Raw genomic sequence first — 11159 nt, 5'->3', positions numbered from 1 at the left:
GGCCGGGCGTGCGGCGTGACCGCCGGTCCCGGCCGAGCGCCGGACGCCCCACACCGCAGCAGGCCCGAGGAGTCGAGGGGACGACCGGCCGCCGAGGGCCGGAGTCCACGGGGCCGGGGGTCGCCGGCCGGAGGGATTTTAGGCAGCCACCATGGGGCGAGCCTCGAAGAACAGGGGGCCAATCGGGCACAACCGCGGGCAGGTGCACCACCTGCCCGATTCGCCTGAGCAGCGTAAGGCCCCCTGTTCACTCGCCCCATGGCAGCTCCCGCCCAAAATCCCTCCGGCCGGCGACGTGCCCACGTGCACCACTCACCAGCGGAAACGCCCCTCACAGCGCACCGCCGTCACGGTCGACGAGCCCCGCCAGGAGCCCCGCGAGCCGTACGGCCGCACCGGGCGCGCCCACCAGACGGACCACCCCGCGCCCTGCGTCGTCCGTCGAAGCCACCGCACGTAACTGCGACGGCTCGAACTCCGTCGCGAGCAGCGCAAGGTTCACCTGATCGGCAGCCGCCCGCGCCACGCGCCAGCCCGCCATGTAATCCACACCACGCACCCACAGACCGGATCCCGCGTCCGACGCGTCGTTCAGTCCGTCACCCATCCAGCCCATATCCTCGCCGCCCACGCTGTTCCACCCCTGCCTGAATTAGGTAACGGATCGTCAACTCTGTTAGGTCCAGGGCAGATGCGCAGCACGAAGACCCCGGTACCATGAGGCACCGGGGATCTTCGCGTTCCCCAACCGGGCCACCCTTCGCTTTCCAGGGCTGATGGGGTGGCCCGGTCTCGGTATGAGGTTGTGAAGCGTGGCTCCCGGGCACCGAGTGGGGAACTCGGCGAACCGTCCCAGGAGCCACGCCCCGTTGCCGGAGGAGTTACCTTCCGGCACCCGGCCGCCGCGCGCTCCAGAGAGAGCGGATTGCGCAACGACAGCCGGAGATCATCAAGACGGCAGGCCCCGAGTTCCGCCGTCGAGGTCGAGGCGGCACCACACGGTCTTGCCGCCCCGGTCCTCCGGGGCCCACCACACCGCCGCCGCCAAGCGCTGCACGATGAGCAGCCCTCGGCCGCTGTCAGGCAGGACGCCTTCCGACAGCTCTTCCATCAGACCGGGCCAGAACGTGTCACCCAGCGGCAGAATCGGAGGCGACGAGTCTTCATCCGCAACGCCGATGAACAGCCACTTCGGCCACACCTTGAAATGCACGTCAACGCGACGGGAGCCGCCAGGGCGAGTCAGGGAGCGTTCCGGCACCACGTGGTTCACCACGTTCCCGACCAGCTCCGAAACGATCAGTCGCGCGTCGTCCACCACCGCGCCGACGCCCACGCTCCGGAGGAACTCAGCAGTCTGGTCACGTGCGACGCGTGCCGCGTTACCGCAGTCGACGAAGAGGGTCAGCGTCAGGTAGCGCCCACCGGACGAGGGATCCGGCGCGCTGAACCAGTGGGCGTGCGCAATCAGTTCATTCGCTAACTCCGCATGCGACCGCTCTCTTCTGGCGTCCATGAACGGGCCCCGTCTCATGTCACGTCTGCCGAGGACCTCCCAGCAGGGTGACGAGAGTGCACCCCTCAACCCACGTGCCGCTCCCCCCTCTTGGGGACCCCCCTCACCGGTACACTCGAAAACAGGACGTGAGTGCAGATCGAGAGAGCCGATCTGACGAAGAGCGTCAGGTCAATCACGATGGGGAAGTGAGATGGCCGAGGTAGCACCGACTCCGGCAGCTCTGCCGCCGCACGTGCTCGAACGCGCGGACGTGCGGACAGCGATCGCCAACCATGACTTCGGTGAAGTCTTCAGACTCGCCAAGATCCACGGTCACATCAGCTACGCGAAGATCTCCGAGGCCGTCGGCTACAAGCGCGAGCACATCGGCAAGATGGCCCGCCCCGAGACCGACGGCAAGGGTGTCCGCCCACGGATCACGCAGCACTTCAAGATTCTCGAAGTCGTTGACGGCCTGCGTATCCCCGGCCACCTCGCAGGACTCACGCCCCGCCCGTGGGAGTTGGACCGCCCGACTGCCACCTCCCCGACCGACGACCCCAGCACCTTGATCGCGCAGGGCGGAGCCGGTCTGTGGGACATCGCGGAGATGCTCCGGCGCACGGAGATGTCCAGCATCAACAGCGCCGCCCTGGAGTCGATCGAACAGGGCATTGACCAGCTCGCCCGCGCGTACCCGTACGCCGATGCCGACTACCTTCACGACCGCACCCGCAACGGCCTCCAGTACGTCACCAAGCAGCTCGAAGGCCGCATGACCCTCCGCCAGCACCGGGAACTACTCGTCGACACCGGTTGGCTGTTCCTGCTGAACGCGTGCGTCCAGTACGACCGAGGCCAGCGGGAGGCCGCGAACCTCAGCAAGGCCGCCGCGCTCCGCATCGGCCAGGAAGCAGGCCACGGCGAAATCATGGCGTGGGCATGGGAGATCGAGGCATGGTTCGCCCTCACCCAGAGCCGTTGGCAAGACATGCTCGAAGCGGTCGAGGCCGGACACGTCGCCGACCAGACCCACTCCGTCGGCGTGCAGCTCTACGCACATAAGGCCCGTGCAGCCGCCCGAATGGGAGACGGCCGCTTGGTCCGTGACTCCCTGGACGCCGGCCGTGCCCGACTGGACCGCCTACCGCGCCCGGACCACCCCGAGCACCACTTCATCATCGACCCCGACAAGTGGGACTTCTACGAGATGGACGCCTACCGTCTCCTCGGAGACGACGAACGCGCCGCCGCCCACGCCCGCTCAGTAATCCGCATCAGCACTGGCCCCGACGGCACTGAGATCTCCCCCATGCGTACCGCAGAAGCCCGCCTCACCCTCGGAGTCGCCGCCGCCCGCACTGGCGACATAGAAGAAGCCATCGGAATGGGCACAACGGCCCTGGAAGCCGATCGCAAGTCCCTCCCGTCCCTGCTTTTAGTCGCCGATGAGTTGGACAAGGAACTACGTTCCCGGTATCCACGCGAGGCTGCAACACGGGACTTCCACGAGCAGGTCATGGCCGTCAAGCGAGGAACAAACAGGCCTGAGCTTCCGTTCTGAGCGTTGCTAATTTCCGTGCACGGGCGACTCGCCCTCATCAATAACTTTGAAGAGCAAGTCAGCCTGAAAGGCAACGCCGCCGGGATTGTCAATAACCACAACCTTGGAGCCGTCAAGCGTGGAATGAAGCCCCATCCTGACAACCTCTTGTTTGTGGCGAACGTCGACATGGGCGATTTCAACGAAAGAAGTGTCCGCACTTCGATAAACGGAGCGAGACACAGGGATCCTCCGCTGGTCGATTCGAAAATCTCCAGTCAACACGATTTCCGAAATTCGAACCTGCCCAAATTCCGTCGGAATTGCATACCAAGCGCTAGATTCATCGGGGTCGCCAGGGACGACGTGGAGTGTGCCACGCTTCGGGATTCCTGGAGTGAGTGAATCGAGTTCAGCAGGCTTCGGCGCTTCACGCCAAACGTCCCCGAGGCTAACTGGTGTCTCGTCCGTTGTTCTCACGAGGATCGGTGCGTCGATCTGCAACTTCCCAGAAATAACACGCTGCGCGGCCAGTCTGATTTTTTCCGGCACAGCGGTCGGGATGCAGATCTGAGCCCTCTTAATATCAAACTGCCGGACGGTCGCCGTCGCAAATTCGACCCCGACCCAACCCCATACGGTTTCACGTGTGACGCTGTCAAGGGTTCTCAACTCAATGGCGCCTTGCTCTGCTCGCTTTTGAGCTCCAGACGTGAAACCGGCACGCGAGACGGCGACCGCCTTTGATGCCCCCACATCATCGCGCTTCCCAATGAGTTGGTCAATCCACTCAATATCCTGGCTCCGGCCGCGGTCACGGCACTCAAGGATTACCAACACTTCGACTGATCCGACACGAGCCCGCAGGGATACGTCAACCTCTCTGGAAGATCCAGACTTGCCATCGATGTGATCAGGGGAGCGTACCTCGACAGCACTGTCGGCGAGGATTTCCTCAAGAGTTGCGACCAACTCTTCCAGACCCCGCCCCGCTTTAGGCATGAAGTACCTCTGTTAGCTCGCCATGCGATTTAGACACCCATGTCGAGTTATAAAGTACCATACAGCCGGTAAGTAATCAGTTCGCGAGGCAAGCCCTGATCAAGGGGTACTTCCTCATTTAGAGCGTGAGTACCGGCATTCGCCCTAAGTGATCAACTTCGTGGGGTGCGCCCCGGAGTACCGCACCCTCAGAGCTGAGACGGGCACGGCTTCCCGTGGAGGGCAGTGCGATACGTCCACCAAGGTCTTGCCCGCCGCGCCAGAAGCCCCCGAATCGCCATCCTGCCGCCTGACCGGCCAAGTTATTACCGCATCAGCAAGACTTGACTGATGCTTGAGTGGCGCAGCGAAGGACACCCCGACTTGGCCGGTGTCTCCACCCATAGGGCGAGCCCGTAGGCGCGACGGCCAGGATGGCAGCAAGGCTGCGTCGCAGAGTGCGTGTGCAGCGACCATGCACCAATCCGTTAGCGTGGGGCACGAACGTCCTCACATTCCCCATACTTCACCTCATCAGCGATTTTGGGGATCATGCGATTCTGGCATTGCTGCATGGACACGCTGATCATAGTGTAGAGAAATGCGGAGAGTAGGCCGCAGCCCAGGGAACATAGGATCAACCAAGAGGAGGACGACACATCCAAGTCCTCATCAGCGGAAAGATACAAGCTTGCGATCTGTACAGCCGGCAGAACGTACAAGGCGGGAAGTGACACGATAGCAAGGAATCGGTTGCGCCGTTCACGGATGTCACGTGCGCTCATTCTCCAGAGAAGACGCGAAACGGCAAGCGGTGTAGCAACTACCGAGACAAAGGCCAGAGTCGCAACTGCGGGGTTACCACCGCGCCCAGACAATCGATTTTCAGTCAGAGCAATGCGGTGGAATTGGATGGCTCCTAGCAGGGGATATACCAGCCATGAAAACATGAGTAGTCCGGTTGTCATCGGCCAGGCGGCAGCCTCCGTCAGAGGACGAGCCTCAACGTACAGGCCAGTGGTGCGCACCTTGCCGACGAAGGGTGTTTTTTGCTTCGCGGACTCGACTCTTCCGTCCGCAACCTCTCCTCTGCGACCTTGCAGAGCGGACAATAGCCACGAGATTCGAAGAATCCCTAGGCATCCAATCCACAGCTCAATAAAAACGAAATAGAGTGCGACCGGAACCCATTCCTGCCATCGCGCCCCATATCGTTGATACTCATCGATATCCCTTGCCACGAACCACGCATACAGCATTGCCAAAACAAATAGGCAGACAGGCGGGAAGGCAAGGATCACTAGATCGACAGGCTTTTCGGGGATCGGCTTCCTATCAAATGTCTTAAATGCCTTCTCTTCTTGCTCGTAAGCGCCGATCGATCTATTCACAAACCAACTACTCGCGGTCCGATGAAGACTGAGCTCACTCTGATCCGCGAGGCAGAGAATCTGCCTCTTGAGGCGAAAAGCAGATACAAATGGCCGGGTGACCACGTAGCCGGTGACGAAAATCATGAGAATTAGGGCCAGCAGCTCCCCGTAGCCGAGGTCAATTGAATCGCTGACCGCCTTTGGTAGAGTCCCCCCACCGCCGCCGGTCACCAAACTGATTGATCCTTGACTAATATCCTGAAAACGATGCTCAAGATCCCCACCTTGGAAACTTTGAAGAAAATCGTTCCAAAGCTTATCGGAATCCCCCGTGCCGCTGGTCCTGAAATTGCCAGCGAAGGATTTAACGAACATCCCAGCGAGCTGGACAAAGATCGATGCGCAGATAAACGCTGGGACCGCGAAGCCGATGACCATGAGAGGAAAGCGGCTAGGCGGGAGAGCTTTGCGATAGGCCTCACAAGCGGTGCGGTCCCGATCACGTTGAGGCGAGAGTCCATCTAGCGCCTCCTGAACGTGGTACTGACGCTCAAGGGACATCAGCGATCGCTCAATGTGGCGGATCAGAAGTGTTCGAGTCCCGAAAGTAACACGGGGAGCCCGAGAGAATGGTTTAAGAAACCGCCACCGCGAGGAGCGAAAGCGTGTAAAGGGAAAAAGCGGAAGAGACGCCGAATTCTCCACTGCTCGCTCGTACATCTTGAGCAGTTGGGGTACATCCGTATCGGATTCTGGCACCACAAGCCTGGGCGTCAAGTCCTCTCACCATCCTCCGGTGCAGCGCCAACTCTAGAGGCTAATAGCACATTCTCCACATGGTTCTGAAATAGCGGTGCCGGACACACCGGAAGACTTTCATGTCTACCCTAAAGGACTGTGACCACCCAGAAGCAGGGGCTGTACTGCGCCAGCGCCTACATGTGTGCCGCGCTCACACCAGCACGGTGCCGACCCATGCACGGCGCCGCAGTCGTCGATCTCCTCCCTGGCCAATGCACTGACCAGCGAAGTTATTACAGTATGAACAGGACTTGACCGACGACTCGCGCAGCGCGGCGACGGGGGCCAGTGCGGCGCGGGTCTGGGCCCACAGGACGAGGGCGTAGGCGGCGACGGACAGGGCCGAGCCGAGGAGGCCGAGGGCGGCGAAGGGGCGCAGGACGGCGACGGTCCCACCGCGCCAGCGGGAGACCGCGTACGCCGGGATCACCACGCCCTGAACGGCCATCAGCCAGGCGATGTAGCCGAGCGGGGAACCGGCGGCGCGCACCCCGAGGCCGTCGACGACCGTGTACGCGGCGATGGTCAGCCCGGTCGCGAGGGCGGCGCCGATCGCCGCCCAGTCCGGCCGCCGGCCGCGCAGGCCCCACAGGGCGACGCCGGTCAGACCCGCGCAGGACACCGCGATGCCGGCGGCCGCCCAGCCGTCGGGCACCTCGTGCGCGAAGACGGCGGCGAGGACGGTGACGACGAGCGGCGCGGAGCCGCGCGCGAGGGGGTAGGCCTGCCCGAAGTCACCGAGCCGGAAGGAGCGCATCAGCAGCGCGTAGTACGCCATGTGGATGACGGCGGAGCACAGCAGGTACGGCCGCGCCCGCGCCGCCGGGAACGCGACGAACGGCACGAGGGCGAGGCCGATGAGCATGCCGCCGCCCGCGATCAGCGTGAAGCCGACCAGCTTGTCGGTGATCCGGTGCGCGATGGCGTTCCAGCCGGCGTGGGTGACCGCCGCCAGCAGCACGGCGGCGGTGACCAGTGGCGTCACGCGGTGCGCTCACGGACGTCCACGACGGTGGCGTCCGCATGGGCGACGAGGGTGTCCGGGGCCATCGGGAACACGGCGTGAGGATCACCGGCGGCGGCCCAGACGACGTCGTGCGCGAGGAGCCCGCGGTCGGCGAGGACCCGGGTGCGGGTGCGGTGCCCGAAGGGCGGTACGCCGCCGATGGCGTACCCGGTGGTCTCGCGCACGACGCCCGCGTCGGCCCGCGTCACCCTCTCGGCGCCGAGTTCCTCGCGCACCCGCTCCACGTCGACCCGGGACGCGCCGTCCATCAGCACCAGCACCGGCACCCCGTCCGCCGCGAAGATCAGCGACTTGCAGATCTGGCTCAGCCCGCAGCCGATCGCGGCGGCCGCCTCGGCGGCGGTACGCGTCGCCTCCGGGAAGCGCCGCACGCGCGCGTGCAACTCGTCGAGCCCCAGCTCGGCGAGGGCCTCGGCGAAACGGGGGTGGGCACCGGGGGTGGTCGTCATGCACGGCACGCTAGCGGTCGCTGTAGGGGCCACGCGACGAGTTACCCGCCGTGTGCTCAGCCGCCGTGTGCTCAGCCGCCGAAGCGGCGGCGGGAGTCCTCGATGTGCCCGAACCAGCGGTGGGTCCACTCGCACATCCCGTCGACCGTGGCCCGCAGCCCCTGCCCCGCCTCGGTCAGGGTGTACTCGACGCGCGGCGGCACGGTCGGGTGCACGGTCCGCACCAGCAGTCCGTTGCGCTCCAGCATGCGCAGGTTCTGGGTGAGCATCTTGTGGCTGACGCCCTCGACCTCGTCGCGCAGCCCGCTGAACCGCAGGGTGCGGTCCCCGAGCGCCTCGATGATCAGCAGCGCCCACTTGTTGGCCACGTCCGAGAAGATCTCCCGGCCGAGCGAGTCGGCCCTCCTCAGGTCCGCCTGTTCGTCGGGCGTGCCCGTGTACTGCTTGGTCACCATCAGGTTCCCCAGTCACCGAAAAGTGCGTTCTTCCATGTCAGCGTTCACTCTCCTACGGTTTCCCAGTAACCACAAGAGAGCACGACCGCTCCTACGGAAGGCAGGTACCCCCATGTCCGTCACGCTCGTCGATCCGCCCGGGCTGCCGAAGACCGGCGCCTACAGTCAGGTGTCCGTCGGGACCGGCTCCCGGTTCGTCTCCGTCGCCGGGCAGGTCTCCTGGGACGCCGAGGGCACCACGGTCGGCGAGGGCGATCTCGCCGCGCAGGTCGAGCAGTGCTACGTCAATGTCGGCGCCGCACTCGCCGGGGCGGGCGCCGGCTTCGACGACGTCACCCGGCTGACCGTCCACGTCGTCGACTGGACCCCGGAGAAGATGCCGGCGTTCATGGAGGGTGTCACCCGCGCGGCCGGCCGCCTGGGGATCACCGCGACCCCGCCGGTCACCCTGCTGGGCGTCGCCGCCCTGCACATCCCCGAGCACCTGGTGGAGATCGAGGCGACGGCGATCCTCCCCTAGACGCGCCAGGTGTCGGTGTACTGGATGTGCAGACGGCCCGGTACGTGACGGCGGGTCCTCGTGTGCGGCCAGAGGCCGGGGCCCAGTTCGACGCAGTAGTGCCCACCGGGGTGGTCGTGCAGGTGGGAGGGGGCCTCGTCGACGAGACCCCGCAGGGCCGCCCCCTGTTCGCGGAAGGCGGTGGCACTGCCGACGACGAACAGGGTGTGCGCCGCGACGCGGAAGTCGAGGTGGTCGCGGTACTCCTGGTGGCGCCAGCGGTCGTAGTCGATATCGGTCCCGTCCGGGAGGTCCTGGTCCGGCATGGACGCGGTCTGCGCCTTCCCGGCCCCGAGCCGCCCCCGTACGTCCTTCCAGGATCCGGTGGGGAACTGGAGGCTGTGGTGGAGCAGCACCAGGTCCAGCGCGACCGGCTCACCGTCGGCGGCCACGCCCTCGGGCGCCGGGTTGGCCCGGATCGGCAGATACACCAGCGAGTGCGCGGACCGCGCGGCCAGCGCCCACAGCTCGACGAGCCGGCCCGCGCCCTCCCGGTCGGCGTACATCGACAGCCAGTTCCGGTCGTCCCGCAGGGCCAGCCGTACGGGGGCGGGCTCCGCCCGGATCACCCGCAGCCCGGTACCGCCCTGCCGGACCTGGTGTATCCGCACGCGCGTGCTCATCCGACGCGGGTGACGAACTCGGTCCAGGCGGCGGGAGAGACGGCGAGTGTGCCGTGGGCGGGGTTCTTGGAGTCGCGGATGTGGATGGTGGCGGGGGTGGTGGCGACTTCGACGCAGTCGTTGATGTCACTGCTGTCGCTGTAGCTGCTCTTGAACCAGTGAAGTTCCGGAGTGCTCATACTCTCCCCAGCAGTTGTTCGATGAAGGCTCGCGTCTCCCCCGGCGGGAGGGCTTGCGCCCGGATCATCCCGTAGCGCATTTCAAGGATACGAAGCTCCCTGGGGTCTGAGACCGGGCGGCCGTTGAAGGCACCTGGACACCGGCCGATTCCGGTGCCGTCGGGGAATTTCAGCAGGTGCATCATGCCGTGGTGCACTCCGGCGTGCTCCTCCCGGTCGGTCGGCATGACCTGGAGCGTGACGTTGCGCAACTGCGCCACCTCCAGCAAGTGTTCCAGCTGCCGACGCAGCACCGCCCGCCCGCCGAGGGGCCGTTCCAGCGTCACCTGTTCCTGGACGAAGCAGAGGTTGGGGATCGGATCCCGTTCGAAGATCACCTTGCGTGCCACCCGGGCGGACGTCCCCCGCTCGATCTCGTCCACCGAGTACGGAGGCTGAGCCATTTCGAACAACGCGCGCGTGTACTCCGGCGTCTGCAACAACCCCTGGATGTTGTGGTTGCTGTACACCAGCACCTCGGCAGCCCGGCCCTCCAAGGCCTGGAGCTCGCGCACCTTCTTCGGATAGCGGGCCTTCCGCATGTCCTCCGCGAAGGCCCGGAGATGCCCCCGCGCCTTCAGCACGGTGTCCGCTCTGTCCAGGAACTCGGGCCGGGGGATCCGATGCCCGCGTTCCATCTTGCGGATCATGTCCTCGCCGTAGCCCATGAACTCGCCGAACTCACCGGGTCGCATCCCCGCCGACTCCCGGCAGAGCTTCAGCAGGCGCCCCACCGCCTGTACGACTGGCTCGATCTCGTCGCCAGGCTCGACGTTCCAACCCGATTCGTCCACACCCTCGTTCATGACCACCTCCAACGCGCACGCGTACCCCGACGACACGCGCGGCAGCCCGGACAGCGCGGGACAAACGACGGCGGGCCCCCCCCCGGCAGAAGGGGTCGGGCGCGCCGCTGGTGAGGTGGTCAGTGGCGGTCGCCACGGTCACCGCGGTGGTCGCGGTCACCGCCGTGGTCGCGGCGCTCGTCGCCGTGGCGGTAGTCGCCGTGGTGGCGGTAGTCGCCGTGGTGGCGGTAACCGCCGTGGTGGCGGCGGCCGCCCCAGGACTCGTCGTCGACGAAGCGGTTGCGGTCGTTGCGCAGGGTGACCGTGTCGCTGCGGTCGTCCAGCACCTCGCGGCGGAGGTCCTGGTACAGGTCGGTGCGGGTGTCGCGGCCCTCACCGGTGTGAATCCGGACCGTGGCGCGGGGGGCCAGGCGGTAGTTGTCGAAGGTGTAGGTGTCGCCGTCCCGGTTCGACAGCGTCCACCCGTCCAGGTTGACCACGTGGCGGGTGGTGTTGGTGAGCTCGACCCACTCCTTGTTGAGGGAGCGGTTGGAGCGGTCGTCACGGCCCGGTGCGTCGTACTGGACGGCGCTGATCTCCACCTTCGGCCGCTCGGCACGGGGGTAGCCGGCGGCGGACGCCGGGAGCGCCACGGCGCCGACCACGGCGGCGGCGGCGAGCGTGGCGGCAGCCAGGCTGCGGGCGGAAACAACGGAAGCGGACACAAGGTCTCCTAGTTTGTGCGAGTTACGACCGCATCGGCCGCAGAACCCACACTTGACCATCACACGTCCCGCAAGCATCCGATTGACGCCTCACGTTACGAATCATCCATATTTCAGTGACA

Annotated in this window: 13 protein-coding genes; 2 read left to right on the top strand and 11 right to left on the bottom strand. The window is 65.5% G+C overall.

The genetic code is table 11. The annotated features are described in order from the left end of the window. Nucleotides 1–331: 331 nt before the first annotated feature. Together ABZ490_RS48735 and ABZ490_RS48730 are read right to left on the bottom strand one after the other, a co-directional pair. Nucleotides 332–616, bottom strand: a complete 285-nt coding sequence (locus tag ABZ490_RS48735) for a hypothetical protein (protein ID WP_359006280.1) — start codon at nt 614–616, stop codon at nt 332–334. 333 nt (nt 617–949) lie between these two features. Beyond that, nucleotides 950–1516 (bottom strand): ATP-binding protein, encoded by a 567-nt coding sequence (locus tag ABZ490_RS48730; RefSeq protein ID WP_359006274.1) that lies wholly within the window; start codon nt 1514–1516, stop codon nt 950–952. 193 nt (nt 1517–1709) lie between these two features. On the opposite strand from ABZ490_RS48730, the gene ABZ490_RS48725 reads away from it, so the two are divergent. Beyond that, nucleotides 1710–3062 (top strand): tetratricopeptide repeat protein, encoded by a 1353-nt coding sequence (locus tag ABZ490_RS48725; protein ID WP_359006271.1) that lies wholly within the window; start codon nt 1710–1712, stop codon nt 3060–3062. Nucleotides 3063–3068: 6 nt separating this feature from the next. On the opposite strand, the gene ABZ490_RS48720 is transcribed toward ABZ490_RS48725, so the two are convergent. From ABZ490_RS48720 to ABZ490_RS48700, 5 genes are all read right to left on the bottom strand, one after another. Next, nucleotides 3069–4043 carry a restriction endonuclease gene (locus ABZ490_RS48720; protein WP_359006268.1) on the bottom strand — a complete coding sequence of 325 codons (975 nt, stop codon included), beginning with the start codon at nt 4041–4043 and terminating at the stop codon, nt 3069–3071. A gap of 467 nt (nt 4044–4510) precedes the next feature. Beyond that, nucleotides 4511–5833 (bottom strand): hypothetical protein, encoded by a 1323-nt coding sequence (locus tag ABZ490_RS48715; RefSeq protein WP_359006265.1) that lies wholly within the window; start codon nt 5831–5833, stop codon nt 4511–4513. Between the two features lie 514 nt (nt 5834–6347). Beyond that, the gene (locus ABZ490_RS48710; RefSeq protein WP_359006262.1) at nt 6348–7181 is read right to left on the bottom strand and encodes an EamA family transporter; all 834 of its coding nucleotides are present in this window, start codon (nt 7179–7181) and stop codon (nt 6348–6350) included. Further along, a complete protein-coding gene (locus ABZ490_RS48705) occupies nt 7178–7672 on the bottom strand; it encodes a YbaK/EbsC family protein (RefSeq protein WP_359006259.1) in 495 nt (164 codons plus the stop codon). The genes ABZ490_RS48710 and ABZ490_RS48705 overlap by 4 nt, the downstream gene beginning before the upstream one ends. Before the next feature lie 71 nt (nt 7673–7743). Next, on the bottom strand, nt 7744–8127 hold the full coding sequence (locus tag ABZ490_RS48700) for a helix-turn-helix domain-containing protein (RefSeq protein WP_359006256.1): 384 nt from the start codon (nt 8125–8127) through the stop codon (nt 7744–7746). A gap of 112 nt (nt 8128–8239) precedes the next feature. Between ABZ490_RS48700 and ABZ490_RS48695 the strand changes: the two genes are divergently transcribed. Continuing rightward, nucleotides 8240–8647, top strand: a complete 408-nt coding sequence (locus ABZ490_RS48695; RefSeq protein WP_359006253.1) for a RidA family protein — start codon at nt 8240–8242, stop codon at nt 8645–8647. Here ABZ490_RS48695 and ABZ490_RS48690 read toward each other — a convergent pair. From ABZ490_RS48690 to ABZ490_RS48675, 4 genes are all read right to left on the bottom strand, one after another. Next, nucleotides 8644–9297 (bottom strand): hypothetical protein, encoded by a 654-nt coding sequence (locus tag ABZ490_RS48690; RefSeq protein WP_359006250.1) that lies wholly within the window; start codon nt 9295–9297, stop codon nt 8644–8646. The two genes, ABZ490_RS48695 and ABZ490_RS48690, sit on opposite strands and share 4 nt — an antisense overlap. Before the next feature lie 8 nt (nt 9298–9305). Continuing rightward, complete coding sequence (locus ABZ490_RS48685; protein WP_359006247.1) at nt 9306–9488, bottom strand: DUF397 domain-containing protein; 183 nt, start codon at nt 9486–9488, stop codon at nt 9306–9308. Next, nucleotides 9485–10333 carry a helix-turn-helix transcriptional regulator gene (locus ABZ490_RS48680; protein WP_359006277.1) on the bottom strand — a complete coding sequence of 283 codons (849 nt, stop codon included), beginning with the start codon at nt 10331–10333 and terminating at the stop codon, nt 9485–9487. The genes ABZ490_RS48685 and ABZ490_RS48680 overlap by 4 nt, the downstream gene beginning before the upstream one ends. A gap of 119 nt (nt 10334–10452) precedes the next feature. Next, nucleotides 10453–11037: a lamin tail domain-containing protein gene (locus ABZ490_RS48675; RefSeq protein WP_359006244.1), complete on the bottom strand. Its 585-nt coding sequence runs from the start codon at nt 11035–11037 to the stop codon at nt 10453–10455. Between the last annotated feature and the right edge of the window lie 122 nt (nt 11038–11159).

Source organism: Streptomyces sp. NPDC005811 (genome assembly GCF_040630405.1).
Lineage (GTDB): Bacteria > Actinomycetota > Actinomycetes > Streptomycetales > Streptomycetaceae > Streptomyces.
This window is presented reverse-complemented; position numbering and strand designations above follow the sequence as displayed.

Excerpts from the sequence above, each read along its gene's own strand:
- ABZ490_RS48735 (WP_359006280.1), bottom strand. The coding sequence starts at position 616 with ATGGGCTGGATGGGTGACGGACTGAACGACGCGTCGGACGCGGGATCC.
- ABZ490_RS48695 (WP_359006253.1), top strand. The coding sequence starts at position 8,240 with ATGTCCGTCACGCTCGTCGATCCGCCCGGGCTGCCGAAGACCGGCGCC.
- ABZ490_RS48685 (WP_359006247.1), bottom strand. The coding sequence starts at position 9,488 with ATGAGCACTCCGGAACTTCACTGGTTCAAGAGCAGCTACAGCGACAGC.
- ABZ490_RS48700 (WP_359006256.1), bottom strand. The coding sequence starts at position 8,127 with ATGGTGACCAAGCAGTACACGGGCACGCCCGACGAACAGGCGGACCTG.
- ABZ490_RS48725 (WP_359006271.1), top strand. The coding sequence starts at position 1,710 with ATGGCCGAGGTAGCACCGACTCCGGCAGCTCTGCCGCCGCACGTGCTC.
- ABZ490_RS48730 (WP_359006274.1), bottom strand. The coding sequence starts at position 1,516 with ATGGACGCCAGAAGAGAGCGGTCGCATGCGGAGTTAGCGAATGAACTG.
- ABZ490_RS48720 (WP_359006268.1), bottom strand. The coding sequence starts at position 4,043 with ATGCCTAAAGCGGGGCGGGGTCTGGAAGAGTTGGTCGCAACTCTTGAG.
- ABZ490_RS48680 (WP_359006277.1), bottom strand. The coding sequence starts at position 10,333 with ATGAACGAGGGTGTGGACGAATCGGGTTGGAACGTCGAGCCTGGCGAC.
- ABZ490_RS48715 (WP_359006265.1), bottom strand. The coding sequence starts at position 5,833 with ATGGTCATCGGCTTCGCGGTCCCAGCGTTTATCTGCGCATCGATCTTT.
- ABZ490_RS48705 (WP_359006259.1), bottom strand. The coding sequence starts at position 7,672 with ATGACGACCACCCCCGGTGCCCACCCCCGTTTCGCCGAGGCCCTCGCC.